This is a genomic window from Roseibium alexandrii DFL-11, from assembly GCF_000158095.2.
GTDB lineage: Bacteria > Pseudomonadota > Alphaproteobacteria > Rhizobiales > Stappiaceae > Roseibium > Roseibium alexandrii.
This window is the reverse complement of record NZ_CM011002.1, coordinates 1,998,261-2,024,132: the sequence shown is the minus strand read 5'-3', so window position 1 is coordinate 2,024,132 and position 25,872 is coordinate 1,998,261. Positions and strand designations below refer to the sequence as shown.

Annotated in this window: 23 protein-coding genes; 17 read left to right on the top strand and 6 right to left on the bottom strand. The window is 58.5% G+C overall.

The genetic code is table 11. The features are described 5' to 3' along the window. Positions 1–31: 31 nt before the first annotated feature. From SADFL11_RS09280 to SADFL11_RS09215, 14 genes are all read left to right on the top strand, one after another. Positions 32–964 (top strand): branched-chain amino acid ABC transporter permease, encoded by a 933-nt coding sequence (locus SADFL11_RS09280; protein WP_008188967.1) that lies wholly within the window; start codon positions 32–34, stop codon positions 962–964. After that, on the top strand, positions 961–2,223 hold the full coding sequence (locus tag SADFL11_RS09275) for a branched-chain amino acid ABC transporter permease (protein ID WP_040451777.1): 1,263 nt from the start codon (positions 961–963) through the stop codon (positions 2,221–2,223). Before SADFL11_RS09280 ends, SADFL11_RS09275 begins: the two co-directional genes overlap by 4 nt. Then, positions 2,220–2,999 (top strand): ABC transporter ATP-binding protein, encoded by a 780-nt coding sequence (locus tag SADFL11_RS09270; protein WP_008196588.1) that lies wholly within the window; start codon positions 2,220–2,222, stop codon positions 2,997–2,999. The genes SADFL11_RS09275 and SADFL11_RS09270 overlap by 4 nt, the downstream gene beginning before the upstream one ends. Before the next feature lie 8 nt (positions 3,000–3,007). Next, positions 3,008–3,703, top strand: a complete 696-nt coding sequence (locus tag SADFL11_RS09265) for an ABC transporter ATP-binding protein (protein WP_040453217.1) — start codon at positions 3,008–3,010, stop codon at positions 3,701–3,703. 303 nt (positions 3,704–4,006) lie between these two features. Further along, positions 4,007–6,094, top strand: a complete 2,088-nt coding sequence (locus SADFL11_RS09260; RefSeq protein WP_040453219.1) for a 3-hydroxyacyl-CoA dehydrogenase NAD-binding domain-containing protein — start codon at positions 4,007–4,009, stop codon at positions 6,092–6,094. Between the two features lie 11 nt (positions 6,095–6,105). Continuing rightward, positions 6,106–7,284 (top strand): acetyl-CoA C-acyltransferase, encoded by a 1,179-nt coding sequence (locus SADFL11_RS09255; RefSeq protein ID WP_008192062.1) that lies wholly within the window; start codon positions 6,106–6,108, stop codon positions 7,282–7,284. A 12-nt stretch (positions 7,285–7,296) separates the two neighbouring features. Continuing rightward, entirely contained in the window at positions 7,297–8,493 is a 1,197-nt protein-coding gene (locus SADFL11_RS09250) for an acyl-CoA dehydrogenase family protein (RefSeq protein ID WP_008197145.1), read from the top strand. A 12-nt stretch (positions 8,494–8,505) separates the two neighbouring features. Then, positions 8,506–9,639, top strand: a complete 1,134-nt coding sequence (locus SADFL11_RS09245; protein ID WP_008192083.1) for an acyl-CoA dehydrogenase family protein — start codon at positions 8,506–8,508, stop codon at positions 9,637–9,639. Between the two features lie 3 nt (positions 9,640–9,642). Further along, the gene (locus tag SADFL11_RS09240) at positions 9,643–10,425 is read left to right on the top strand and encodes an oxepin-CoA hydrolase, alternative type (RefSeq protein ID WP_040451778.1); all 783 of its coding nucleotides are present in this window, start codon (positions 9,643–9,645) and stop codon (positions 10,423–10,425) included. A 61-nt stretch (positions 10,426–10,486) separates the two neighbouring features. Next, positions 10,487–12,007: a class I adenylate-forming enzyme family protein gene (locus SADFL11_RS09235; RefSeq protein WP_008195086.1), complete on the top strand. Its 1,521-nt coding sequence runs from the start codon at positions 10,487–10,489 to the stop codon at positions 12,005–12,007. A gap of 172 nt (positions 12,008–12,179) precedes the next feature. Further along, on the top strand, positions 12,180–13,247 hold the full coding sequence (locus SADFL11_RS09230; RefSeq protein ID WP_008191530.1) for a C4-dicarboxylate TRAP transporter substrate-binding protein: 1,068 nt from the start codon (positions 12,180–12,182) through the stop codon (positions 13,245–13,247). Between the two features lie 61 nt (positions 13,248–13,308). Beyond that, on the top strand, positions 13,309–13,806 hold the full coding sequence (locus SADFL11_RS09225; protein ID WP_008195286.1) for a TRAP transporter small permease: 498 nt from the start codon (positions 13,309–13,311) through the stop codon (positions 13,804–13,806). 50 nt (positions 13,807–13,856) lie between these two features. After that, entirely contained in the window at positions 13,857–15,197 is a 1,341-nt protein-coding gene (locus tag SADFL11_RS09220) for a TRAP transporter large permease (protein WP_008195655.1), read from the top strand. Positions 15,198–15,280: 83 nt separating this feature from the next. After that, on the top strand, positions 15,281–16,075 hold the full coding sequence (locus SADFL11_RS09215) for an IclR family transcriptional regulator (RefSeq protein WP_008194372.1): 795 nt from the start codon (positions 15,281–15,283) through the stop codon (positions 16,073–16,075). A gap of 50 nt (positions 16,076–16,125) precedes the next feature. Here SADFL11_RS09215 and SADFL11_RS09210 read toward each other — a convergent pair whose 3' ends face one another. The 5 genes from SADFL11_RS09210 to dctP form a co-directional block, all read right to left on the bottom strand. Beyond that, complete coding sequence (locus tag SADFL11_RS09210; RefSeq protein ID WP_008189006.1) at positions 16,126–17,649, bottom strand: malonate--CoA ligase; 1,524 nt, start codon at positions 17,647–17,649, stop codon at positions 16,126–16,128. After that, a complete protein-coding gene (locus SADFL11_RS09205) occupies positions 17,630–18,907 on the bottom strand; it encodes a malonyl-CoA decarboxylase (protein WP_008188874.1) in 1,278 nt (425 codons plus the stop codon). Before SADFL11_RS09205 ends, SADFL11_RS09210 begins: the two co-directional genes overlap by 20 nt. Beyond that, complete coding sequence (locus SADFL11_RS09200; RefSeq protein ID WP_008196638.1) at positions 18,904–20,220, bottom strand: TRAP transporter large permease; 1,317 nt, start codon at positions 20,218–20,220, stop codon at positions 18,904–18,906. The genes SADFL11_RS09205 and SADFL11_RS09200 overlap by 4 nt, the downstream gene beginning before the upstream one ends. Beyond that, complete coding sequence (locus SADFL11_RS09195) at positions 20,220–20,768, bottom strand: TRAP transporter small permease (protein ID WP_008195858.1); 549 nt, start codon at positions 20,766–20,768, stop codon at positions 20,220–20,222. Before SADFL11_RS09195 ends, SADFL11_RS09200 begins: the two co-directional genes overlap by 1 nt. Positions 20,769–20,837: 69 nt before the next feature. Continuing rightward, positions 20,838–21,824 (bottom strand): TRAP transporter substrate-binding protein DctP, encoded by a 987-nt coding sequence (gene dctP, locus SADFL11_RS09190; protein ID WP_008196891.1) that lies wholly within the window; start codon positions 21,822–21,824, stop codon positions 20,838–20,840. 139 nt (positions 21,825–21,963) lie between these two features. Between dctP and SADFL11_RS09185 the strand changes: the two genes are divergently transcribed. Together SADFL11_RS09185 and SADFL11_RS09180 are read left to right on the top strand one after the other, a co-directional pair. Beyond that, on the top strand, positions 21,964–22,620 hold the full coding sequence (locus SADFL11_RS09185; protein ID WP_008195601.1) for a GntR family transcriptional regulator: 657 nt from the start codon (positions 21,964–21,966) through the stop codon (positions 22,618–22,620). A 199-nt stretch (positions 22,621–22,819) separates the two neighbouring features. After that, complete coding sequence (locus tag SADFL11_RS09180) at positions 22,820–23,806, top strand: GlxA family transcriptional regulator (RefSeq protein ID WP_008188622.1); 987 nt, start codon at positions 22,820–22,822, stop codon at positions 23,804–23,806. Positions 23,807–23,920: 114 nt separating this feature from the next. Here SADFL11_RS09180 and yghU read toward each other — a convergent pair whose 3' ends face one another. Further along, complete coding sequence (gene yghU, locus SADFL11_RS09175; RefSeq protein ID WP_008196410.1) at positions 23,921–24,796, bottom strand: glutathione-dependent disulfide-bond oxidoreductase; 876 nt, start codon at positions 24,794–24,796, stop codon at positions 23,921–23,923. Between the two features lie 292 nt (positions 24,797–25,088). Here yghU and SADFL11_RS09170 point away from each other — a divergent pair, with 292 nt between their 5' ends. Beyond that, the gene (locus tag SADFL11_RS09170; protein ID WP_008197201.1) at positions 25,089–25,865 is read left to right on the top strand and encodes a DUF3108 domain-containing protein; all 777 of its coding nucleotides are present in this window, start codon (positions 25,089–25,091) and stop codon (positions 25,863–25,865) included. The last annotated feature ends 7 nt before the right edge of the window (positions 25,866–25,872 follow it).

The following is a 25,872-nucleotide window of genomic DNA, read 5'->3' as shown; positions in this document are numbered from 1 at the left end:
TAAAGCGCGTGGTCTTTCGGGCAGGACATACATGGAAACATTCTTTTTCTCTCTGCTGAACGGGGTGATTTACGGGCTCTTGCTGTTCATGCTGTCCAGCGGCCTGACCCTCATTTTCAGCATGATGGGCGTGCTCAATTTCGCTCATGCGAGCTTTTACATGCTGGGTGCGTATTTCGCCTACACGATCGGATCGGTCACCGGTTTCTGGATTGCGCTGTTTCTGGCGCCGATCCTGGTGGGGCTGGCAGGGGCCGGTATTGAACGCTGGGGGCTGCGCAAGGTTCATGCGAATGGGCACCTTGCCGAGCTTTTGTTCACCTTCGGCCTGGCCTATCTGATCGACGAACTCGTCAAGATCATCTGGGGCAAGATCCCGGTCCCATATGAAATCCCTGCAGCGCTCGATTTCCCGTTGTTCACGCTGTTTGGCGCACAATATCCAGCCTACCGCATTTTCATGCTGGGAGTGTCGATCGCGATGCTGGCTGGGCTGTGGTTCCTGTTGAAACGCACCCGCGCAGGGTTGATCATCCAGGCCGCACTGACTCATCCGCATATGGTCGGACACCTCGGTCACAATGTGCCACGCGTCTTCATGATGGTGTTCGGCTTCGGCTGTGCGCTCGCCGGGCTCGCCGGTGTAATCGGAGGCAACTACCTCGTCACGGAGCCGGCGATGGCTCTATCCATCGGTCCGATCGTCTTTGTTGTGGTGGTGGTAGGCGGCATGGGCAGCCTGGAGGGCGCGTTCATCGCCTCTTTGCTGATAGGTCTCCTTCAGACCTTTGCGATTTCCATCGATACGACCTTCGCTGAAATCTTCGCCTTCACGGGGCTGAACCCGCTCAGCGATCTTGGCGGCATCTCGATTGCCTCGCTGGCACCGATGCTGCCGTTCCTGTTGCTGGTTCTGGTCCTGATGATCCGCCCGCGCGGCCTGATGGGGGAGCGTGAAATTTGACTGACACACTGTCCATATCCCTCGCGCCGTCGCAGTCGGAGAAATTCCGCACGCGTGTGCTGCCGTTTCTGATCATGGCGGCCGTGCTTGCGGTGATCCCGCTGGCCGGGCCGTCGCGGACGACCTATTCGCTGTTGAACGCGATCGGCATCAACATGGTCTTTGCCCTGTCTTACAACATGCTGCTTGGCAGGGCAGGGCTGTTGTCCTTTGGCCATGCGGTCTATTTCGGCCTCGGTGGGTATGCTGCGATGCATGCCATGCAGGCGATTGAAGCCGGAACAGGCCTTTGGAGCATGTTTCCGGTCTTTGCCTTGCCGCTGGTCGGATTTGCGGGCGGTGCCTTTGCCGGGGCCGTCATCGGCTGGCCGTCCTGCCGGCGGGCCGGGATTCCTTTCGCGATGATCTCGCTTGGCATTGCCGAATTGGTCGCAGCTGCGGGCTTTATGTTCACCAGCCTCTTTGGCGGCGAAGAGGGCGTTTCCGGTGACCGCATGAACGGGCCGGAGGTTTTCGGCCTCAGTCTTGGCCCGATCAACGAAGTCTACTGGTTCATTGCCGCCTGGACGCTGATAGGAACCATCGCGATGTTCGCCTTTACCCGCACACCGCTGGGCAAGATGGGCGAGGCGGTACGCGACAATCCGGAGCGGGTGGAGTTCGTGGGCTACGATCCGCAGCGGGTGCGCTATCTGATTTTCATCTTTGCCGGCGGATTTGCGGGCCTTGCAGGCGGCATGGCTGCGGTCAATTACGAGATCTTCACCCCGGAAACTCTGTCGGTGATCCCGTCCGGGTTTGTTTTGCTGATGGCCTATGTCGGGGGCATCCGTTATTTCGCGGGGCCGATGCTGGGCGCGGTCCTGCTCACCTACATGCAGTCCAACCTCTCCGACTTTACCGAAGCCTGGCTTTTATACCTTGGGCTCTTGTTCATGATGATCGTCATGTTTGCACCGTCCGGTCTGGCCGGGATCCTTGTTTCCGTATTGCATGGGGTTCAGAGCTCGGATCGCGGGGAGATCCTGGGGCGCTGGGCGCGGTATGCGGCCGGTGCTCTGCTCGCCTTTGTTGGCATCGTCATCACCATCGAGGTGGCGGTCAGGGAGTCGAGCGGCTTCGGCGAGGTGTTTGAGCCCTTCGGCTTTGCCCTTGCGCCGGACAATCCCGTGACCTGGCTGCTTGCGCTTGGTTTGGTCGGACTCGGCGGTTGGATCATGCGGTCCAGCGGATCGGACAAAGAGGAGGCCTCGTCATGAGCACACCAGCCTTGTCGATCCGGGATCTCAACAAGAACTTCGGTCCCGCCGAGATCATCCGCGGGGTCACTCTCGACATCCAGCCGGGGGAACGGCACGCGATCATCGGACCCAACGGGGCCGGCAAATCGACCCTGTTCAATCTGATCTCCGGTTTGCACCGGCCAACGTCCGGCAGCGTTCATCTGGGCGACCAAAAAATCTCCGGACGCAAGGCCCACGTGATCAACCGAATGGGTCTCTCGCGTTCGTTTCAGGTCTCCAACATTTTCGCGAACATGACGGTCCGCGAGAACGTCCGATGCGCGGTCCTGTGGTCGCTGGGCACCGGCTACTGCTTCTGGCGTAACATCGGAAACTTGAGGCATGTCCAAGACCGCACGGCCGAGATTCTGGAAACCGTCGGCATGATCGACAAGGCGGCCTTGCCCGCGGCAAGTCTGCCCTACGCCGATCAGCGGACACTGGAGATCGCCATCACCATTGCGGGCGGGGCCGATGTCATCTTGCTGGATGAGCCGACCGCCGGGATGAGCCATTCAGAGACGGAGCGGGCCGTCGCGCTCATCGAGCGGGCTACGCGCGGCAAAACGCTGATAATCGTCGAGCACGATATGAGCGTCGTGTTTGGGCTGTCCGACCGCATTTCGGTGCTTGTCTACGGTGAGATCATCGCGTCGGGTCCCCCGGAGGCCATTCGAGGGGATGCTAAAGTGCGCGAAGCCTATCTCGGCGATGAAGCCGAGGATTTGCCGATGGTTGAGGGAGCAGCGTGATGAACGGGATGTTGTCTGTTCGCGGGCTGAATGCCTTTTATGGCAAAAGCCACGTCCTGCGCGGCGTTGATCTTGAGGTCGGCGAAGGTGAGGTGGTTGCGCTGCTCGGACGCAACGGCGTTGGCCGCTCGACCACCGTGAAGGCGATCATGGGCGAGGTTGCGCCAAAGGGAGACATCTGGTTCAAGGGTGAGAACATCTCGGGCCTTGCGAACCATGAGATTGCCCTGAAGGGTCTTGGCTATGTGCCGGAGAACCGGGATATCTTTCCAGGTCTTACCGTCCGCCAGAACCTGGTGCTCGGCATCAAGGACATGAAAAGGCCGGGGCGCTGGGCCATCGAGGACATGCTGACGATGTTCCCGAACCTTGCCGAGCGTGCCGATACGCCCGCCGGCGTCCTGTCAGGCGGCGAAAAGCAGATGCTGACGATTTGCCGGACACTGATGGGCGATCCGCAGCTGATCATGATCGACGAACCAACGGAAGGGCTCGCTCCGCGGATCGTTGCCCAGGTCGGGGAGCTTTTGTCAGAAATCGCCCGGGCGGGGGTCTCCATTCTGCTGGTGGAGCAGAAGCTCTCCATCGCGCTGAAAATCGCGTCCCGTGTTTATGTTATGGGGCACGGCGAGATTGTTTATTCCGGAACACCGCAGGACTTCCTGGCCCGCGACGACATCCGCAGCGAGTGGCTGGAGGTGTGAGCATCTCGGGTCTTTGCACTTCGCCGTCCCGGCCTTGAGCCGGGACCAAAACCGGCGAGCTGGGTTGGTTGGCGTCTACTACGGTGGCGCTGTCGGCGTTCAGCCTTCGGCTCGAATACCGGGGAGCAGAGCACGGATCAGCTCCGGGACGGCAGAGGGCGGTGGATGCTACATTGCCGACGGCTCATCCAAGAGATGCTGATAATTTCAATATAAAATATTAAATTCCACATATTGAAATTTCTTCGGGATGTGTTTAGGACTTTGTTCACGTACTAATCACTTGGACAGGGAGGCCTTGTGGTGACACAAAGCGTCAATCTGACACTCGAAGACAACATCGCCGTAATTGAAATCGCGAACCCGCCGGTGAACGCGCTCTCGCATGCCGTACGCTCCGGCCTTCAGGACGCGTTCCGAGGCATCGCAGAAAATGACGCGATCAAGGCCATCGTGGTATACGGAGCCGGACGGACGTTTGTCGCCGGAGCCGATATTCGCGAATTCGGCCAGCCGCCGAAAGAGCCGTTTCTGCCGGAACTGATCAACGAGATCGAGTCTTGCACAAGGCCTGTGATTGCCTCCGTTCATGGCACCGTTTTAGGTGGCGGATTGGAGCTCGCTCTTGGTGCGCATTACCGGATCGCAGCGCCGAAAACCAAGCTCGGCCTACCGGAAGTCTCGCTCGGCCTGTTGCCGGGGGCTGGCGGGACACAGCGGCTGCCGCGTCTTGTGCCTGTCACAAAAGCCATCGACATGATCACCTCCGGCAAGCCGGTGTCTGCCAACGAAGCGCTTGAGCTCGGTTTGATCGACCAGATCAGCGGCGAAGACGACATGCGCGCTGCCGGTCTCGCCTATGCGAAGGCACTTGTTAAACAGGGCGCCGGGCCGCGCCCGGTCAGTGGGCTTCCCTGCAACACGCCGGAAGACGGTTTGTTCGACAAGGCCCGCGCAACGCTCGCCAAGAAAGCGCGTGGTCAGCTCGCATCGCAAAAATGCATCGATGCCATCGAAGGCGCCGTCAATCTGCCATTTGCAGAAGGCTTGGCTCAGGAGCGGGCATTGTTCCGCGCGCTGATGGACTCAGATCAGCGCGCCGCGTTGATCCATGCCTTCTTCTCCGAGCGCCAGGTCGGAAAGCTGCCTGAAATTAAGGACGTCGAGCCGCGCATACTTGAAAATGTCGGGATCATCGGTGGTGGCACCATGGGCTCCGGCATTGCAACGTCAGCGTTGCTTGCTGGCCTTACGGTCACGCTGATAGAGCGGGATGCAGAGGCCGTTGCCAAGGCTGAGGGAACGGTCTCCAAGAACCTTGCCGGAGCGGTCAAGCGCGGCAAACTCTCTCAGGAAAAGTTCGACGCCATTATGGCTGGACACTTCAAGGCGGGCTCCGACTATGACGCGCTTGCCGAAGCCGATCTTGTGATCGAAGCTGTCTTTGAAAGCATGGACGTCAAGAAAGAGGTCTTCGGCAAGCTGGACAAGATCTGCAAGCCGGGCGCCGTGCTTGCCTCCAATACGTCTTACCTTGATGTTGACGAGATCGCGGAGATCACAAGCCGTCCGGCAGATGTGATCGGCCTGCACTTCTTCTCGCCCGCCCATGTCATGCGGCTTTTGGAAATCGTTGTCGGCGCTAAGACCGCACCGGATGTGGTTGCGACCGGTTTTGCGCTGGCAAAGCGTCTTGGCAAGATCGGCGTGCGCGCCGGTGTCTGCGACGGTTTCATCGGCAACCGCATCCTGGCAACCTATCGCAAAGCCATCGACGGCGCGGTGCTTGCCGGTGCCAGCCCGTTCGATGTCGACCGGGCCTTGGTGGATTTCGGTCTGGCCATGGGGCCATTCGCGGTCAGCGATCTCGCTGGCCTCGACATTGGTTACATGACCCGCCAGCGCTTGGCTGCGACACGGGACCCGCGCGAAGTCTATGCGGAGTTTTCCGACAAGCTCTGCGAAGATGGGCATCATGGGCGCAAAACCGGCCGCGGGTTTTACGACTACAGCGGCGAGCAACCGGTCCCGAACGATGACATTCTCGGCTACATTTCCGAGGAACGGGCGGCCAAGGGCATTGAAAGCCGGAGCTTAAGCGATCAGGAGATCATTGACCGCTACATGGCTGCAATGGTCAATGAAGCGGCGCTCGTTGTGGAGGAGGGGATTGCACAGCGACCGCTCGATGTCGACGTCACGTTGCTCAACGGCTACGGTTTCCCGCGCTGGCGCGGTGGTCCGATGCAATATGCGGACACGGTCGGCGTTGACAAGATCTTGAACGATATCAAACGGTTTGCTGAAGAAGATGACTTCCTGTGGCAACCCGCTCCCCTGTTGGAAAAATTGGCGGCTGAGGGCAAGACCTTCGCCAGCCTGAACGCGTGAGGCCCCTTTTCATGAAACAAGCAGTTATTGTCTCGACCGCCCGGACCGGGCTGGCGAAGTCCTATCGGGGCGCGTTTAACGAAACTCACGGCGCGACCATGGCCGGTCACGCGATCGAGCATGCCGTCGCCCGCTCCAAGGTGGACCCGGCTATCATCGAAGACGCTTTTGTCGGCTGCGGGTATCCGGAAGGCTGGACCGGCAGCAACATTGCGCGTCAGTCCGTTCTGCGCGCCGGTCTGCCGGTCACCACAGCGGCCGTCACCATCAACCGGTTCTGCTCCTCCGGCCTTCAGGCCGTTGCCATGGCAGCGCATGCAATTTCCGTCGAAGGTGCTCCAGCTGCAATTGCTGGCGGTGTGGAAAGCATCAGCCAGATGCCGCCGTCCCGCCCGCCCGCTGCGCGAGAGAAATGGCTCGATGAGCACAAGCCGGAGGTCTATCTCTCGATGATCGAGACCTCCGACATTGTCGCCAAACGCTACAACATCAGCCGTGATGCCCAAGACGAACTGTCTCTTGTCAGCCAGCAGCGCACTGCCGCAGCTCAGGCTGCCGGGAAGCTTGACGACGAGATCGTGCCAATCACCGTCACCCAGGCCTTCAAGGACAGGGAAACCGGAGAAGTGACCCGCAAGGAGGTCACGTTTTCCATGGACGACTGCAACCGTCCGAACACAACGCTCGAAGGCCTGGCCAAGCTGGAGCCGGTGCGCGGCGAAGGCAATTTCACCACCGCCGGCAACGCATCCCAACTGTCAGACGGCGCAGCGGCTCTGGTGTTGATGGATGCAGATCTGGCAGAAAAGCAGGGCCTTGAGCCGCTCGGCGCGCTGAAGGGCTTTGTCACGGCGGGTTGCGAGCCGGATGAAATGGGCATTGGTCCCGTCTATGCCGTGCCGCGCCTTTTGAAACGCCACGGTTTGTCCGTCGATGACATCGATCTTTGGGAGCTGAACGAGGCGTTTGCCTCACAGGCGCTGTATTGCCGGGAGCAGCTCGGTATCGATCCGGAGAAGTGCAACGTGAATGGCGGCTCCATTTCCATCGGTCACCCGTTCGGGATGACCGGCGCCCGCATGACCGGCCATCTGCTTCTGGAAGGCCGCCGCCGGGGCTCCAAGCTCGGCGTTGTTACCATGTGCATTGGCGGCGGGCAGGGCGCTGCCGGCCTGTTCGAGATTTACTAAGGGAGCTCCTCAATGGATCTGAGCTACACGCCTGAGGAAGAAGCATTCCGCGCCGAAGTGCGGGCTTTTCTGAGCGAAAAACTGCCGCGCCACCTCTCCGAAAAGGTGCGCCTTGGCAAACGGCTGACCAAGTCGGACATGGTAAGCTGGCATGCGATCCTGAATGCGCAGGGCTGGCTTGCTCCGAACTGGCCAAAGGAATACGGCGGCGCTGAATGGGATGCTGTTCAGCGGATGATTTTCGAGGAAGAAGCCTGTCTGGCCCATGCGCCGCGCATCGTGCCTTTCGGCCTTTCGATGCTGGCGCCGGTGCTCATGGCGTTCGGATCGGAAGAACAGTGCCAGCACTACTTGCCGCGCATCTTGAGCGGCGAAGACTGGTGGTGTCAGGGCTATTCTGAACCGGGGGCCGGATCTGATCTTGCCGCGCTTAAGACCAGAGCGGTCCGCGACGGCGATCATTATGTCGTCAATGGCCAGAAAACCTGGACGACACTGGGTCAGCACGCCAACTGGATTTTCTGCCTGGTGCGCACAGACGCGGACGCCAAGAAGCAGGAGGGCATCTCCTTCCTGTTGATCGACATGAACACGCCCGGCGTGACCGTGCGCCCGATCGTGCTGATCGACGGCGAGGCCGAGGTCAACGAGGTCTTCTTTGATGACGTCCGCGTGCCGGTCGAAAATCTCGTCGGCGAAGAAAACAAGGGCTGGACCTACGCAAAGTATCTGCTCACCCACGAGCGGACCAACATTGCGGGTGTCGGCTTTTCGAACGCTGCGCTGGCAACGCTGAAACACGTGGCCGCGAGCACCCAGTCTGGCGGCAAACCGCTCGATCAGAACCCGTATTTCGCGGCGCGCATGGCTCTGGCTGAAATCGACCTGATGGCAATGGCAACCACCAATCTGCGGGTCGTCTCCGCTGCAGCCAAGGGACAAGCGCCCGGCCCGGAAAGTTCGATGCTGAAGATCAAGGGTACGGTCATCCGCCAGGAACTGTCTTCTCTTCTGTGCCGCGCAGCTGGCCCCGACGCCATGCCGTTCCTTCCCGATTATCTGGATGGCGGCGACAATGTCCCGGCCGAAGGCCCGGAACACGCTCCGGCGGCTGCACCCAACTATTTCAACATGCGCAAGCTTTCGATCTTCGGCGGGTCCAACGAGATCCAGCGTACGATCATTACCAAAGCAATCCTGCAACTGTGAGGCATTGAGCAGATGGATTTTAATCTGACGGAAGAGCGCGGCTTGCTGCGTGACATGTTGCAGAAGTTTTTGGGCGAGAAATATGGCCACGAAGAACGGCGCAAACTGATTGCATCCGGCAAGGCCTATGATGCCGGGATTTATGCCGAGATGGCTGAACTGGGTGTTCTTGGCGCGATGTTCTCCGAAGACGATGGCGGCCTCGGCGGGGCCGGGTTTGACATTGCAGTTGTCTTTGAAGAGCTCGGCCGGGCTGGTGTCATCGAGCCGATCCTTGGCAATGCCGTCCTTGCTGGCAGCCTGATCGCAGAGCTCGGCACGGACAACCAGAAAGAGCTGATTGGCAGCGTTATTGCGGGAGAGACCCTCCTGGCGCTTGCCCATGCAGAACCGGCCTCACGGTACGACCTCAATCATGTCACCGCATCGGCGAAAACCGATGGCGGCCAGATTGCGTTGAACGGCACGAAGGCGCATGTGCTGAACGGCGCGCAGGCCAGCATGCTTGTGGTATCCGCCCGTGAGGCCGGAGCGGATTTCGACGAGACGGGCATTTCCCTGTTCCTTGTCCCTACTGATGCCAAAGGGGTGACCATCGTCGATCATCCGAATGTGGACGGCACGTCGGCCGCGACCATTCGCCTTGAAAATGTAGTCGTGGACGAAGGCGCAAGGCTGGGTGCATCTGGTGAAGCCTTTGCGGCGATCGAGGCAGCTGTTGCCCGGGCGACCCTCGCGGTTAGCGCGGAAGCTGTCGGCGCAATGGAGGCGGCCAAGGCGCTCACCATCGACTATCTGAAAGAGCGCAAGCAGTTCGGCATTGCGATTGGCAAGTTCCAGGCCCTGCAGCACCGTATGGCGGATGTTCTGATCGAGGTGGAGCAAGCGCGTTCCGCAGTGATCAATCTCGCCGGCCATCTGGACGCACCGCGCGCCCTGCGTGAACGGCATGTGAGTGCGACGAAAAACCTGATCGGCCGGGCGAGTGCCCTCGTTGGTGAGGAAGCTGTCCAGATGCATGGCGGCATCGGGATGACGGATGAATATGCCTTGTCGCATTTCGTCCGCCGCATGGTGATGATCGATCATCTCTTCGGGGATGTGGACCATCATCTGGAGCGCTTCATTTCCCTGAACGCGGCCTGATCCATGAGCGGGCTCTTTCGAAAAGAAGTGCACCCGGATCATCTGGTCCTGCTGAACACCAACACCGCCCGGCGCAATGCCCTGTCGCCAGAGTACTATGACGGTCTCCTGGACGGATTGGCGGAAGCGGCGAAAACGCCTGAAATCACGGCAGTGGTGCTTACCGGGGAGGGGGATTACTTCTGCTCCGGCGGCGATCTGAACCTTTTGAAAGAACGCCGCAACATGACGCTCGAGGAGCGCAAGGCCGCAATTGGTAAGCTCCATGACCTCATCCGTGCAATCCGGAGCTGCCCCAAGCCCGTCATCTGCGCGGTCGAGGGCGGGGCAGCCGGCGCCGGTCTCAGCATCGCGCTTGCCTGCGACATGGTTGTCAGCGCCAAGAGGGCGACGTTCACGCTCGCCTATGTGAAGGCCGGTTTGGTTCCGGATGGTGGTGTAACTCACGCGCTGATGAACGCCTTGCCGCGCGGCACGGTGTCCAAGATGGCCCTGCTGGGAACGCCGCTTACTGCGGAACGCCTCTATGACCTGGGCGTTTTGACCGAGCTGGCTGATCCCGGAGGAGCACTCTCCGCGGCCAAGGCGCTGGTCGCAAAAGTCGCAGCCGGTCCGGAGAACGCCATTGCCGCGATCAAGGGGCTTTTGACCTCCGCGGAGACCGCGAAGCTGGATGTGCAACTCGATGCAGAACGAGATGCCATGGCTGAGGCTTTGGGGGGCGAGGAGGCCCGCCGGGGCATCGCAGCCATTTTGAACAAGACCCGACCCGTGTTTCGCGACTGAGGGGCGGACAATAAACGGCTGACAAACGTTGCCTGAAGAGCGGCGACTGGGAGGAAACGCGATGCACAATCGCATTCATGATTTTCTGGATGATGCGGCCGCAAAACGGGGCGATACCGTTGCCATTCACGACTATGCTGACCGGGCATTTACCTGGACCGATCTGAAGGGCGCGGCGGGGGAAGCCGAAGACCTTTTGAGCTCATTCGGCCTGAAGGCCGGTGACCGTTTGGTGATGGTCTTTGAAAACTGCGTTTCGGTTCCGGCGTTCTTTTATGCCGCCAGCCGGATGGACGCCATTATCGTCCCGATCAACGCACGCCTGACCGATACGGAGCTGGAGCGGATCTTTGCGCACAGTGATCCGAGCGTTGTCATGTTCAGCGCGGATGTGTCTGACGCAGCCAATGCCCATGCCGATCACTTTGGCGCGGACAAGGTGACGGGCAGTTTCGGCGAAGCAGCGCTGATGCGCCGCGACGGGGCGGACGCCGAACCGGTTTTTGCAGACGGCCGGGAGCAGGTGGCGCTGATGCTCTACACATCCGGGACGACTGGAACGCCGAAGGCCGCCATGCTCACCCACGGCAATTTGAACAGTGCGGCGCTCGCGTCGGTCAAACTCCGGGGCCGGCGCGACGACGATGTGACCTATCTGGCGCTGCCCCTGTCGCACATTTACGGCTTTGTGGCTCTGCTGTCGGCAGCTGTCGCCCAAACCACATTGCGGCTTGAGCCGAGATTCGATGTCACAAGGCTCTATGAGGCCTTGCAGACCGATGTCTCGCTGCTGCCCGGTGTGCCGCAAATGCATGCTCATCTGTTTCACTACGCACGGGCCCACAACAAGGCGAAATACGATGCCGGCCACCTGCGATTTGTGTCGTCCGGCGGAGCCCCGCTCGATCCAGCTTGGAAACGGGAAGCCGAGGCCTTTTACGGATTGCCGCTTCAGAACGGCTACGGCCTGACCGAAGGGGCTGCTGGCGTCTGCGCAACTCTCAACGAGATCGGCGACCCGGATATCAGTGTGGGCCGCCCGATGGGCGAGTGTGTGCTGCGGCTGGATCTGGAAGCCACGGGTGCGGAACCGGGCAAGGGAATCGGTGAGATTCTCCTTGGCGGCCCGCAAGTCATGAAAGGCTACTTCCGGGATCCGGAACGGACGGTGGAGGTCATGACGGCCGACGGTTTCTTCAGGACCGGCGATCTTGGCCGGTTCGATGCGGAAGGCCGCCTGCACATCGCTGGCCGGTCCAAGGAACTGATCATTCGCTCCGGCTTTAACGTTTATCCGGTGGAGGTTGAGGGGATCCTGACCGACCATCCGGAGGTGATTGTTGCCGGTGTTGTCGGGCGTCCGGTGGAAGGCAACGAAGAGGTTCTGGCATTTGTGAAGGTCGCCAAAGGCAGTCCCGTGACCGAGGATGAATTGAAAGCGTTCCTGCACGACCGGCTCGCACCCTACAAGCGGCCGAGCAAGATCGTGATCGCCCATGAATTGCCGGCCGCACCCACCGGAAAAATCCTGAAATCCAAACTGATCGAGACCTTCGCGGAAGACCTGGCTGAGCCTGCATAAAACACAGGCCCCACAAAGGGTTGATCGAACAAGGTTGTTACAGAAATCAGCCTGTTTGCCGGGTTATACCTGTCCGGCGAGCGGCAAGTTTGAGGGAATGCACTTTATTCTTTCAAATGAAAAATAATTCCATATAGTGGAATAATCTAAGGTCGATGGAGGATGAGACCCTATGAAAGTTTTGAAGTCTTTGCTCGCAGGAGCGGTCCTTGCCACAGGACTGAGCGCGTCCGCAGCCGTTGCGGAAACCACGATTTTCTATGGCCATGCAGGTCCGGCGCGCGGCACCATTCCAACGGCACTGGAGTGGTTCAACAACCGGATCGGTGAGCTGTCCGGCGGTGACATGAAGCTGGACATTCAGTTTGGTGGCGCCCTGTTCAAGGCAAACGCATCCGCCAACGCCATTGGGTTTGGCGTTGCTGATGCCGGGTCGATTATCTCGGCCTATTTCCAAAAAGAGATGGCAGCCTATTCCATCGCCGATCTGCCGATCAGCGGGCCGAATGTCTGGGTCGGTTTGAAAGCCACGGACAAGCTGATGCGCACCACGCCGGAAATCACTAAGCAGCTGGCCGATAAAAACCTGGTCTATATCGGGACCTTTACCGCATCAGACGTCAACGTGGCCTGTACAGGCGGTGAAATCGCCTCGGTCAAGGATATCGCGGACAAGCGTATCCGCGGCGCCGGTGTCTACGGCAAGGTGTTCGGCCAAATGGGTGCCACCATGGTCAATCTAAGTGTCTATGAGGCTTATCAGGCGCTGAACAATGGTCTGATCGACTGCAGTCAGGGCTATACCTATATCATCCCAGCTCTGAAGTGGCACGAAGTGATCGACAGCTTCACGGTTCTGAACTGGGGCCAGATCGGTGGTTTCGGCATGTTCATGAACAAGCAGTCTTTCGACGCGCTGAGTGAAGAGCAGCAATCGATCATGCTGCAGACCGGCGAAGAACTGGCGGACGAGTTCGCGCAGATCGTCATGAGCCGGAACGCCAAGGCCCTTGAGGCCATGAAAGCCGGCGAATTCGAGCGAGACATCAAGGTGCTCGAGCTGAGCGTTGAAGACCGCGCCGCGATGAACGCTGCGACCCAGCCATTCATTGAGGAGTGGAAGGAAAACGCTAACAGCGTTGGGTTCGATGCTGACAAACTGATGGCGGCTTACACAGAAGCCGTTGCCGATTACACCAAGGAATTCGAAGAGAAGGGATATCCTTGGGAGCGCAATTGATCGCGCAGACAAACAGCCGGGGCGGCAACCGCCCCGGTTTCTTCAGCGGGGAGGGAACCTGATGCTTGATCGGTTGGAGCGGATTTTTGTCGATGTGGCCGTTACCGCGACCATTCTGCTTGCAGTGCTGATTTTTGCAGATGTCGTTGCATTGAACGTCTTCAATGCTTCCGTGCCGGACACGATTATCATCGTCCGGGAACTGATGGTCCTGGCTATCATCATGCCCTTGGCAGCAGCAACGGCCCGCCGGTCTCACATTGCCGTGGAATTTGTGACCAATTTCCTGCCCGACCGGGTCGTGAACTGGTTTGTCGTCTTTGGCGCTGCCTTCGGCGCGGTCGCGCTGATCCCGCTGATCTGGTCTGCAGCTCACGAGTTCATCTATCAGTGGCAAACGGGGAATGCGTTTTACGGCGATCTTGGACTGCCGCAATGGCCTGGCCGGTTGGCGTTTGTTCTTGGACTCGTTCTCTGCTGGATCCGGTTGGTGCTAATGCTCATCGGCGATGCGGTTTCGGCAATCCGCGGACGTGTGATCATTACCGGGACCCACTAGGCCGCCTTCAGCTTTCAGTCTGACACTCAATACTTTCAGGGAATGACTTTATGGATCCGGCAACCATTGGCTTGATTGCGTTTGCCTTCATGCTCATCCTGCTGGCGATGCGTGTGCCGATCGCTTTTGCGTTGATCGGCGTTGCAACGGCCGCTGCATTTATGATTTTCGCCCTGCGCACGGGCACCTTCATGCCGGAACGGGCGTTCCGGGCAACATCGGCAATGGTGTTTTCCAATTCGTTCGACCTGATCCATTCCTTCGATCTGTCGATGATCCCGCTGTTCGTGGCGCTGGGGAACATTGCCTACAAGGCCGGGATTACGACGGCTGTCTACAATTCTGCGCGCGTCTGGCTGGTGCAATTGCGCGGCGGCGTCGCCATGGCGTCCGTGATCGGCTGTGGCGGCTTTTCCGCAATTAGCGGATCCTCCGTTGCCTGTGCCTCGACCATGGGCAAGATCTGTACACCTGAAATGTTGCGGCTCGGCTACGATCCCAAGCTTGCAACGTCAAGTGTTGCGGCGGGCGGAACGTTGGGGTCTTTGATCCCGCCGAGTGTCCTGTTCATCATCTACGCAATCTTTACCGAAACCTCGGTCAGTAAACTGTTCGTCGCCGGTGTTCTGCCCGGCATCCTCACTCTTCTCGGCTTTCTTTTGGTGATTGCCGCCTGGATTGCCATGGACCCGAAGGTAGCTCCGGCAAAGGAAGCGCCTGCCAGCCTGGAAGAGAAGATCCAGGCTGCCAAGGAAGCCTGGCCGGCGGCGCTTATTTTCCTGATCATTGTTGTCGGGATCTACGGCGGTTTCTTTACCGCAACCGCCGCTGCAGCGGTGAGCGTGGTGGTCACAACCGCCATCGGTTTCATGCAACGCCGCTTGAGCCTTCCAGATCTATGGCATGCAGTGCGCGATACTGTTATTCAGACATCTTCGCTTTTCATTGTTGCTGCGGCGGCCAAGATTTTTGTTTCCGCCATTGCGCTCACCGGCATTGCCCCGGCTCTTGTTCAGGCTGTCTCAGAGGCACAACTCAGTCCGGCCATGCTGCTGTTCTGCATCTGCCTGGTCTACATCCTTCTTGGCATGTTCCTCGATCCGATCGGCATCATGGTGCTGACCCTGCCGCTGATGATCCCGCTGGTTGAAGCAAACGGTATGGACCTTATCTGGTTCGGCGTTGTCGTGGTCAAACTTCTGGAGATCGGATTGATCACACCACCGGTCGGCTTGAACGTCTTTGTTCTGGCCAATGTGGTCGGCAAGGAAGCGCCGGTTGGGACGATATTCGCCGGCATCTGGCGCTTCCTGGCTGTGGACCTGGTTGTGCTTGCGCTGATCGTCAGCTTCCCCGCAATTTCACTCATCCTGTCAGAAGCTGTGAAGTAACGTGGAGTTTCAGGATCCGGGCTATGCAAAGGCCAAGCGGTATTGGATAGATACAAAGTGGGACATCAATAAAGCGACAAAATATGCCCGATCTTAAGGATGACAAACGCTACGCGAATACTCTGGCCCGCGGTCTGAGCGTGCTCAGAGTTTTCCGGCCCACGGACAATGGGCTTGGGAACCTTGAGATATCCGAGCGAACCGGCTTGCCGCGTTCGACAGTGTCGCGCTTGACCTTCACATTGTGCGCTTTGGGCTACCTCACGCATGGCCGCCATCACGACAAATACCGCCTTGGTCCATCGGCGCTCGCGCTTGGCAACATTGCCGCGGCTGCCTTCGGGTTTATCGAAACGGCAACGCCGATCATGCAGAAGCTTGCCAACGATACCAAAACCCTGATCGGTGTTGCCATTCAGGACGATGGCGAGATGTTGATGGTCAAAACCTGGCGGCCGGAAAACTCCGCAACGATCTGGTTGAATGTCGGCTACCGGATGCCGGTTCTGAAATCGTCGACAGGCGCCGCCTATCTGGGGGCTTTGACCGATGAGGAGCGCCGCAAGCTGGTGGCACTTTTGCCCGGAGATCAGGCCGCTGAGTGCCGATCCTTGTCCATCAAATCTCAGGACCATCTGCTGGCGAATGGGTACATGTACTTGACTGGCGATGACCGGTTCTCCGCTTCGATCAACGCCCTGGCGACGCCGTACCGGCCGTCAGAATTCAGCGAGCCGGTCACGTTCTTGAGCGGCGCTGCCGCCGACGTTCTCACCGTTGCAAGAATGAAAGAAAGCGTCGGGCCGAAACTCGCGGGTGCGGTCGAGGAGCTGCGTAGGATTACAGGTCAGAATTATTCGGTGTTGCTGCCGGTCTAGCAGTTGCCTCCCGTGCCGGAGCAGGGGAGGCCGTCATTGGTTGTTCGGATTTAACCTGCCACCGGCGCAAAGAGATCCGCGTAGGTGTCCCGCAGAATGTTCTTTTGCACTTTACCCATGGTGTTGCGCGGCAGAGTGTCGACAACGATGAGCTTCCGTGGGTGCTTGAAGCGGGCAAGGCCGTCACTCACGGCTGCCTGGATGGCATCAAGATCGGGTTTTGCACCGGCCTCCGGGACAATCAGACCCACCACCGTCTCACCGAAATCGGTATGCGGCACACCGATGACGGCACTTTCCAGAACGCCCGGTTGTTCATCGAGGATCAGCTCGATTTCCTTCGGATAAATATTGTAGCCGCCGGAAATGATCAGATCCTTGTTCCGCCCAACGATGTGGACGTAGCCGTCGGCGTCGATTTTACCGAGATCACCGGTGATGAAGAACCCGTCGTCTCGCAGTTCTGCGGCCGTTTTCTCCGGCATTTGCCAATATCCCTTGAACACGTTTGCTCCCCGGACCTCGATCTGACCGACCTCGCCGTCCGGTAGGGTGACGCCGTTATCCGGATTGGTGATCTTGAGGTCGACGCCGGGCAGGGGAAAGCCCACGGTTCCTGGACGCCGCTCGCCGTCATAGGGATTCGACGTGTTCATGTTGGTTTCGGTCATGCCGTAGCGTTCCAGGATCCGGTGCCCGGTGCGCTCTTCGAACCGTACATGGGTTTCTGCGAGCAACGGCGCACTTCCGGAGATGAACAAGCGCATATGACTGGTCAGGTCCTTGGTGAACCGGGCATCGTCCAGGAGCCGGGTGTAGAACGTCGGAACGCCCATCATGGAGGTCGCCTTAGGCAGGTTGGCGATCATGGCGTCCAAGTCAAACCTCGGCAGGAAGATCATGGAACCACCGGCTGCGAGCATCACATTGGTCGCAACGAACAGACCATGTGTGTGGAAGATCGGCAGGGCGTGCAGGAGCACATCCGCGTCGGTGAACTTCCAGTAGTTCGTCAGCGTTTCAGCGTTCGAAAGGAGGTTCGCCTGGGTCAGCATCGCACCTTTCGAGCGTCCAGTCGTACCGGAAGTGTAGAGAAAGGCTGCCAGGTCATCTGCGGACCGGTCGACGACATTGAAGGTGGCCGGTTTGGATTTTGCTGTCTCGGTTAGAGATCCGGAGCCATCGGCATTCAGTGTCGCCAATTTGGCGCCGAGGCCGGTTGCAATCGGCGTGAGCGCGGGTTCGCTGCGCGCACCGCAGACAACAAGTGTGGCGCCGCTGTTCTCAATGAAATAAGTCAGCTCATCGACGGTATATGCTGTATTGAGCGGCAGGAAGATGACACCGGCCTGCGCACAAGCCGCATAGAGCGCAAGTGCCTCAGGTGACTTTTCAATCTGGGCTGCGAGCCGGTCTCCCGGCTTCAATCCGAATTCGGTCAGAGCATGGGCAATCTGCGCTGCTTGTCCCAGGAATTCGGCATGGGTGAGGGTGGCCCCGCTTGCCAGATGCAGAAAAGGCGTCGTCTTGCCGGCATGTTTGCCGAACAGCTGATCAAAGAGCGGGTTGGCCATCGGTCGGGCTCCTGTTGAGTGTTTTTTCAGCGGCCGCGCTGAGCGACTTGATATCCGAAGAGGCCGCAATTTCATGGGAGGTGGCGAAGCGCTCGTGGTTTTGCGAGACCTTCGACAGATTGTAAAGGTAGTTGACCATCACGCCGGCTGATTGCTGTTGACCCTTTTCAGAAAGGTCGGCGTCCGCATGAACTTGAAAAACCTGCGCGCCGTTGCCGAGATGGAAGCGGGCCACCGGGTCAAGCGGCAATCCGTTCCTGCGTTTCGCTGCGATCAGGTAATGGGCCGCGAGAGCCTTGAGCTGCTTTGGATCGTCGGGAAGCGGTCCGAGGTCGTTTTTGTCGATCCAATTGCGGAAACCCGGAATTGGCGACAGGGTTACGAAGGTTTTGAGGCCCGGCAATTCCAGGGAAAGATCGGCGGCAACCTGTTTGATCAGGGAATTGCCGAAGGAAATGCCCGCCAGCCCCTTCTGGCAGTTCGATATGGAATAGAAAACCGCTGTGTTGGCGTCTTCCGCCTCGATATGTTCCCGTTCCTCACTCAAAAGCCCTTGGATGGATGAGGGAACACCTTTGGTGAGGGCGACTTCCACGAAGATCAGTGGTTCGTCTGGCATGGTGGGGTGGAAGAAGGCGAAGCAGCGCCGGTCGGCGGGCTGCAGGCGCCGTCTCAGATCATCCCAGCTATCGATGGCGTGCACCGCTTCATATTCAATGATCTTTTCAAGGATATTGGCCGGGCTTTCCCAATTAATCGGTCTGAGCACAAGGAACCCTCTGTTGAACCAGCTTGCAAACAAGTGCCCAAAGTCGACGTTGAGCGCCTGTAGGGCGTCATCCTCCTTGCTGAAGCGCAGGAGATCGGCGCGCATGGCAACGAGGGACCGGGTGGCGTCCGGCACCTGGTTGAGACGGCGGATCAGCTCCTGCCGGCGCGGTTCGGCAGCGCGGACCAGGGTTTCGTAACTGGTTTTCGTTTGCCCCTTTTCATAGGTTTCAAGTGCCGCGCGAAGATCTTGAGGCGAGACAGCCATGTCTTCGGCCAAGTGCTGGAAAAAGGACAGCTTTTCGTCTTCCTCTGCTGTTTCATAACGGTCGAGGATAATCCGGGCGATCGTGCTGCCCGAAACCTCGCCCGACGCACCCAAAAGCGCGGCGGTGAGTTCCTCCATGGGCCGGTTGTCGGAGCTTCCGGGAAGAAACGTCCGGTACCGGCGGTCAAAGATTGAAGACAGCAGATCAGCCAAAAGGGTCATCGTGTTGGTCCCATCACAGCATCCGGCAACCAAGTTGCCAGTCCTGGGAAGAGGCATAACAGGATGATCGCGACGACCATACATCCCACAAAGGGTAAGGAGCCCTTCAGAATGGTCTTCAGCGAGATATCCGGTGCAATGCCATTGATGACATACAAGTTGAGGCCGACCGGAGGCGATATCAAGCCAATCTCCATGTTGATCGTCAGGACAACCGCAAACCAGATCGGATCAAATCCGGCCGTTGTGATGATTGGCAAGAGGATCGGGGCCGCCATTAGGATCACGGCAACCGGTGGCAGGAAGAAACCGGCGATCAGCAGGAAGATATTCACCGCGCCCATAAGAACCCAGCGGTTCACATCCAAAGTGCCGATCCACTCGGCAATCGCCTGCGTGATGAACAACGAAGACAGCATGTAAGAAAAGACACCGGCAGCTGCGATGATGAACAGGATCATCACGCTTTCCTTGGTGCTGTCGCGCAGGACAACCCAAAGATCTCCCGGGTTCCAGAGTTTGTAGATCACCATTGCGATGACCAGACACATCAGCGCGCCGACGGCCGCCGTTTCCGACGGTGTCGCGATGCCGCCATACATGGCGTAGAGCACGCCGACGATGATCGCGAGGAACGGCAGGACCCGAGGCAGGATCTCAAAACGCTCTTTCCAGGTGTAGCTGCCGGCACTCAAGACAGAGGCATCCCCGGAGCGCCAGGTGGAATAGAGTGACCATGCCATGAAGAGGCCAACCAGGAGCAGGCCCGGAATGACACCGGCAAGGAACAGGCGTCCGATCGAGGTTTCGGTCGCAATGCCGTAAACGATCATCGTGACCGATGGCGGGATCAGAATCCCGAGTGTACCGCCAGCGGCGATCGAGCCGGCCGCAACGCCGTCCGGATAGCCGCGCTTGCGCATTTCCGGAATGCCCATCTTGCCGATCGCCGCACACGTTGCCGGGCTGGACCCGGACATCGCGGCAAACAGCGCGCAGGCTCCGAGGTTGGAGACGACCAGCCCGCCTGGAACGCGGGTGAGCCACCGTTCCAGCGCCTCATAAAGGTCGGCACCAGCGCGGGTGGAGGCGATTGAAGCGCCCATGATGATAAACATCGGGATGGAAAGGAGCGCGAAGTTGTCGAGCTTGCCGAACAGGATTTCCGGCATCAGTTCCAGGGACCGCATGCCGTCGAAGATGATTAGGAAACCGGCTGAGACAATCAGAAGCCCCAGCGCGACCGACACACCGGAGAACAGGACGAAGATGGTGAAGAAGGCGACCAAGGCACCGAGGAGAAGCGGATCCATTATGCGTCCTCCAGGCCGAACGGGCGATCAACCCGTGTTATCACAGCTACCAGATCGGCAATCAGCTGCAGGAGAAGCAGGCCGAACCCTACGGGCAAGGAGAGATATGGGATCCAAAGCCGGACACCCCACACCGTGTCCGAGCGCCAGCCGCGGTCCCAGGCAAAGTGCCAGTATTCAAAGCCATAAAACAGCATGATCCCAACAATCAGGATTGACAGCGAGAGGGTAATCAGCGCGAGAAAAAACCGAGCCCGTGGCGGCAGCGACAGCGGCACCAGGTCCACATTCACGTGGCCGCGCAACCGCTGGACATAGGGCAAGCCGACAAGCGTCGCGGCAATCACCAGATAGATGACCGCTTCCGTCTGCCAGACCGTCGATCCGTTCAAGACGAACCTGACAAAGATCATCTGGCAGGTGATCGCAACGGCGGCGACGATCATGGCCGCCGAACACCATCCCGCAACGGTTGAAATGGCCGCGACAGCGCGCAAAAAGGGGTTATTACCGGCATGCGCTACGGCTGCCGAGCTGTGACCCGCCATGGGGAACTCCCGAAAAAGAAAAAGGGTAGCGAGAGACGGGGCCGGTGTGACACCGCCCCTGTCAAAGACTTATTGGACTGACAGAGCCATATCCAAGAGCTCCTGGCCGCCCGGGGTTTGCTCGATGAACGCCTTGTAGGAGGTCTCTTGCGCAAGGGCCCGCCAGGCGTCGAACTCTTCCTGGCTCATTTGCGCAATCTCGACGCCATTTTCTGCAAAGATATCGGCAGAAGCCGCATCCTGCTTTTTGGCTTCTTCCAGGTAGAACGCTTCAGCCTTGGCAGCGCCTGCCTGCAACGCGGCTTTTTGGGCATCGTTCAGGCCGTCATACGCAGACTTGTTCATCAAAAGCGGCTGATACATGAACCATAGGGCAAAGTCGCTGGCCGGTGTGTAGCACTTGACCTGCTCGTAGATCCGATAACTGACGAAAGATGAGGACGAGGTGTTCGCAGCTGTCAGAACGCCGGTTTGCATGGCGTTGTAGATTTCAGACGATGCCATGGACGCAATGGAGGCGCCAGCACCGGCAAGCATCTGCTCAAATGCCTTACCGGCTGCACGGGTTTGTTGTCCCTTCACGTGTTCCGGGGCGGTGATGCATTTGTCTTTGCCGACAAAGCCGCCAGCAAGATAGCCGTGAACCAAAACCATCACGTCATCGCCGGCCATGATCTCTTCAATTTTGCCCATGAACGGGCTTTCGTTGAGACGGGCTGCGTGATCGTGGTTCTTCACCAGACCTGGCATCAGGGTGAGGTTGTAGGCGGGCTGCTGGCCGCCGGCATAGCTCAGCGGAAACACAGTCATATCCAGCTGACCGCGGCTTAGCGGCTTGTACTGCTCGCGCGGCTTGAAAAGGGATTTTGACGGGAAGATCTTGATTTCAAGATCGACGTCGGCAGCGGCAACTTCATTGGCAACGATTTCAGCCACCTTGTGGCGCACATCGCCGGTGGACCACTGGTGCGACAGGCGCAGTTCCGTGGCATTGGCGGCAAAAGCCGAACCGAGCAGCGCGGCAGCTGCAACGGCGGATGTCAGTTTCATGGTCATTGTTGTTCCTCCCAAAGAGCGTGTGACGTTTGGTCAAGCTCGGAAGGCATCCTTGCACCGAATGTATTCTCCGTCAAATTTTTTGTATACAAGATGGAAATTATTGCGTGCAGAGAATAGGTGTGTTTATGTCAGCGGCATGGATAGGAAACGTGCAGATCTGATCGCCGACGAATTGGAGGGCTTCATTCTTGATGGCACCTACAAAGATGGCGCGCGTTTGGATGAAGTCCAGCTCGCCGAGCGGTTTGACGTCTCACGCACCCCGGTCCGGGAGGCGTTGCAGCGCTTATCCCAGTCAGGTCTTGTGGAGCAGATCCCCCGGCGTGGTGTCTTTGTGCGCCAGCCGGGTCCGGTCGAGCTTCTTGAAATGTTCGAGGTGATGGCCGAATTGGAAGCGGTCTGTGCGCGTCTTGCCGCAAGCCGCATCTCGGACCAAGCTTTGGCAGACCTTCATGCTGCCAATGCGCGCTGTGATGAAGCGGTCGCGGCCCAGGACACCGATGGCTATTACCTGGAAAACGAGCGATTCCACGCCATTTTGTACCGGCAGTCCGGGAACGGGTTTCTGGAGCAGGAGTGCCTCCGGCTCTACCGGCGCCTGCAACCCTTCCGCCGGATGCAGCTCAGGGCAAGAGGACGCTTGCCGCAATCCATGGCCGAGCACAAGGCCATCGTGACTGCACTGGAAAAAGCGGATGGCGAAGCTGCAGCTGCGGCCATCCGGGGCCACGTCGCGGTTCAGGGCGAGAAATTCCACCATCTCATGGCCAGCCTGAAACACGCAGCTGAATAGGTCACTTCAAGTCCGCAAGTGATCTGCGCGGCTTCGACCGAACGTGCCTGTTTGGACCCTCAAGCTATCAGCCAAACAGTGAGGCAGGGCGGGTCACACCGATCTCCTGAAAGAAAGTACTTCGGGCGCTCCTTTCTTTGATGTAGATGAGTAATCTGAAGACACAAATGATTTGGCGTGAGCTGCTAGCATTGGAAACATGAACAAAAGAGCTGAAGTTCCAACCAAAGACGCGAAATTCGAAGAAGGCGAACAGGTAGTTTTTGAGATCTTTGTTCAGCCCGGGTTTTCGGACCTGGAACTTTCTGCGGTTACGACAGTACTGCGCACAGCAAACGATATGCTCAACAATGACGTCTATTCCTGGAAAATCATCTCTGATGAACCGGGATTGGTGACCAGCAGCTCAGACTTGATCGTCCGTGCCGCTCCGGCCATTAGCGGCCAGTATTTGTGCGATTGCCTGGTCGTCATCGGCGGCCGTACCAACCCACCCGAGGCATGGCTGGCGCGCTTGAGGGCGATGCAACAGTTGCAACGACGCGTCATCCTGCTTTCTGATGCATCCCGCCAATATGTGAGGTCGGTCAATAACCTCGATGCGCCTACGACCGCGCACTGGCGTGACGTGTCTTTGTTGCAGGAAGTCGGCTCCTATCCGAAACTGACAGACAGTCTTGTGGAAACCCATGGCACTGTCCTGACCTGCGCCGGTCACGGTCATACCCTCGAAGCGATGATCGGCGTCCTGGAAGGTCAATTGGATCGGCGGCAGTGCGCTGAGATTGCAAGCTTGCTTGTGCTTGATCGCGTCCGGGGGTTCTCGTCGGAACAGCCCAAAGGCAGCAGTTACAGCTCCAGTTACTTCGAAAAGCGGCTGCAGAATGCCCTGCGGCTCATGGAGGCCAACATCGAACAGCCGCTGCGTCTCGCAGATGTTGCCAAGGAGGTCGGCCTGTCAACGCGCCACCTGGAGCGGTTGTTTACAGTCTATTTCAACACAACGCCGTCGAAACTCTATAAGAAAATCCGCCTGAAGAAGGCGCATGCGTTCGTCGTGGACACCCATCTGCAACAGATCGAGATCGCTCTTTCCTGCGGTTTTGGCTCCGCGGGATCGTTTTCGCTCGCCTACAAGGCTGAGTATGGCGAAACGCCGACGCAGCGCCGCAAAAGGATGCGATAGCTTCTTTAGTGATCTGATTGAGCTGCGGCTGGTTGATCCCGGTTTGGTTTTATTCGGATGAAAAAATAGGCGGCTCGTTTGAGCCGCCTTTTTGCAAATAGCTTCTGAAGCCGTTTATTCGGCAGCCGCCTTGGCAATCTCCAATTGCGCATCGATGTCGGCGGCATCGTGCCGCTCGGCGAGCTGACCGCTTTCGTCCCCAAACACCCGATTGACCATGCGGCCGCGGATTGCTGCCGGACGGGCGTCGATCTTTTCAGCCCAGGCAACGAGGTTCTTGTATTCATGGACGGAAAGAAATTCCGCTGCACTGTAAAGACGCCCCAGAACCAGGCCGCCGTACCACGGCCAGATCGCCATATCGGCGATCGAGTAATTGTCACCGGCAATGAAGGGCCGCTCGGCGAGCGCCTTGTCCAGCACGTCCAACTGCCGCTTCGTTTCCATGGAGAAGCGGTCGATCGGATACTGGAATTTCTCCGGCGCATAGGCGTAGAAGTGACCGAAACCGCCGCCGAGATAGGGCGCAGAGCCCATCTGCCAGAACAGCCAGTTGAGGGTTTCTGTCCGCTCAGGGCCTTCTGCCGGCAGGAATTCTCCAAACTTCTCGGCGAGATACATCAGGATCGACGCAGATTCGAAGACGCGGGTTTTAGCAGGTGTGCTGTGATCGACCAGGGCCGGGATCTTGGAATTGGGGTTTGCGCCGACAAATCCGCTTCCAAACTGATCGCCGTCGCCAATCTTGATAAGCCATGCATCATATTCCGCGCCCTTGTGGCCAAGGGCGAGCAGTTCCTCCAGCATCAAGGTGACCTTGACGCCGTTGGGAGTGGCAAGCGAATAGAGCTGCAAAGGATGCTTGCCAACTGGCAATTCCTTCTCATGCGTGGAACCGGAGACCGGCCGGTTGATGCTGGCGAACTGGCCGCCGCTCGGCTGCTCCCAGGTCCAGACTTTCGGCGGGGTGTAAGTGGTCGTATCGCTCATTTGGTCAATGTCTCCAGAACCGGATATTGGTCGATCTCGTCACGATGAAACGGTGTGACACCTCAAGTCATCGCATTATTACGATCAGATAGGCGCCAGCGGAGGTAATGCAACAGCATCCTTTCCAAATCCGCTTATCTTTGGAACGTTGTGCAACGTTCTTTGAACGATCAGGTGTGTGGAGGCGCTGGTAAGATGAATGTCAGATGAACCAACTCTCCGTACTGGCGCCTAAATCATCGGGCAGTCTCCTTTTCAGAAATGATGAGGAGCCGGAACGAAGGGGAGCCCGATGCACCTGAAATCACTTGCCGCAGCACTTTGCTTTGTTGCCATGCCGGTCGAGGCGAGCAGCCTTTATGTGAAATACGACATCTCGCTGACGGGGTTGAAGATCGGGGAGGGGGCACTTTCCATCGATCTTCAGGACCAGTCTTACAAGATCCACGGACAAGGCAAGATGGCAGCCTTCGGCAATTTTGTGTCTGATGGCTCCGGCAATGTGCTCGCGACTGGCTCCGTATCGCCGCAAGGTCTGAGCCCCGCCTCTTTTTCAATGGAGGCGGAAGAAGATGGCAAACCGAACACTGTTTCACTCTCGATGGCGAATGGCGCTGTCACGGGAACCAAGATCCACCCGGCCCAAGACCGGATGAACGAACGGATCAAGGTGACCGAGACACACAAGCGCGGGGTCATTGATCCTCTGACCGCGGTTTTGTTTCCAGCTCCGAAGGGCCTGCACCCGGACAGCTGCAAGCGCACCATCCCGATTTATGATGGCCGCGACCGCTACGACCTCGTGCTCGATTACAAGACAAAGTATCAAAAACGCGGTGGCCGGAAGGGCTACTCCGGCGGCGTCCTCACGTGCTCTGCGCGCTACAAGGCGATAGCCGGTCATAGGCCGAACCGCAGGACCATCCAGCAATTGGAAGCCAATACCTCGATGGAGATCCACTTGGCCGAGGTGCCGGGCAAACCGTATCTTCTGCTCTACAGAGCCAGCCTGATGACGCCCGTTGGGCCGCTCAACATCCAGAACGTCCGCTTCAAGAAGTTGAATTAAACAAAGG

Coding starts and splice junctions, on each gene's coding strand:
- SADFL11_RS09180 (WP_008188622.1), top strand. CDS start 22,820: ATGAACAAAAGAGCTGAAGTTCCAACCAAAGACGCGAAATTCGAAGAA.
- SADFL11_RS09215 (WP_008194372.1), top strand. CDS start 15,281: ATGCCCGATCTTAAGGATGACAAACGCTACGCGAATACTCTGGCCCGC.
- SADFL11_RS09240 (WP_040451778.1), top strand. CDS start 9,643: ATGAGCGGGCTCTTTCGAAAAGAAGTGCACCCGGATCATCTGGTCCTG.
- SADFL11_RS09205 (WP_008188874.1), bottom strand. CDS start 18,907: ATGACCCTTTTGGCTGATCTGCTGTCTTCAATCTTTGACCGCCGGTAC.
- SADFL11_RS09195 (WP_008195858.1), bottom strand. CDS start 20,768: ATGGCGGGTCACAGCTCGGCAGCCGTAGCGCATGCCGGTAATAACCCC.
- SADFL11_RS09170 (WP_008197201.1), top strand. CDS start 25,089: ATGCACCTGAAATCACTTGCCGCAGCACTTTGCTTTGTTGCCATGCCG.
- yghU (WP_008196410.1), bottom strand. CDS start 24,796: ATGAGCGATACGACCACTTACACCCCGCCGAAAGTCTGGACCTGGGAG.
- SADFL11_RS09210 (WP_008189006.1), bottom strand. CDS start 17,649: ATGGCCAACCCGCTCTTTGATCAGCTGTTCGGCAAACATGCCGGCAAG.
- dctP (WP_008196891.1), bottom strand. CDS start 21,824: ATGACCATGAAACTGACATCCGCCGTTGCAGCTGCCGCGCTGCTCGGT.
- SADFL11_RS09200 (WP_008196638.1), bottom strand. CDS start 20,220: ATGGATCCGCTTCTCCTCGGTGCCTTGGTCGCCTTCTTCACCATCTTC.
- SADFL11_RS09270 (WP_008196588.1), top strand. CDS start 2,220: ATGAGCACACCAGCCTTGTCGATCCGGGATCTCAACAAGAACTTCGGT.
- SADFL11_RS09245 (WP_008192083.1), top strand. CDS start 8,506: ATGGATTTTAATCTGACGGAAGAGCGCGGCTTGCTGCGTGACATGTTG.
- SADFL11_RS09230 (WP_008191530.1), top strand. CDS start 12,180: ATGAAAGTTTTGAAGTCTTTGCTCGCAGGAGCGGTCCTTGCCACAGGA.
- SADFL11_RS09235 (WP_008195086.1), top strand. CDS start 10,487: ATGCACAATCGCATTCATGATTTTCTGGATGATGCGGCCGCAAAACGG.
- SADFL11_RS09225 (WP_008195286.1), top strand. CDS start 13,309: ATGCTTGATCGGTTGGAGCGGATTTTTGTCGATGTGGCCGTTACCGCG.
- SADFL11_RS09220 (WP_008195655.1), top strand. CDS start 13,857: ATGGATCCGGCAACCATTGGCTTGATTGCGTTTGCCTTCATGCTCATC.
- SADFL11_RS09265 (WP_040453217.1), top strand. CDS start 3,008: ATGTTGTCTGTTCGCGGGCTGAATGCCTTTTATGGCAAAAGCCACGTC.
- SADFL11_RS09255 (WP_008192062.1), top strand. CDS start 6,106: ATGAAACAAGCAGTTATTGTCTCGACCGCCCGGACCGGGCTGGCGAAG.
- SADFL11_RS09250 (WP_008197145.1), top strand. CDS start 7,297: ATGGATCTGAGCTACACGCCTGAGGAAGAAGCATTCCGCGCCGAAGTG.
- SADFL11_RS09280 (WP_008188967.1), top strand. CDS start 32: ATGGAAACATTCTTTTTCTCTCTGCTGAACGGGGTGATTTACGGGCTC.
- SADFL11_RS09185 (WP_008195601.1), top strand. CDS start 21,964: ATGGATAGGAAACGTGCAGATCTGATCGCCGACGAATTGGAGGGCTTC.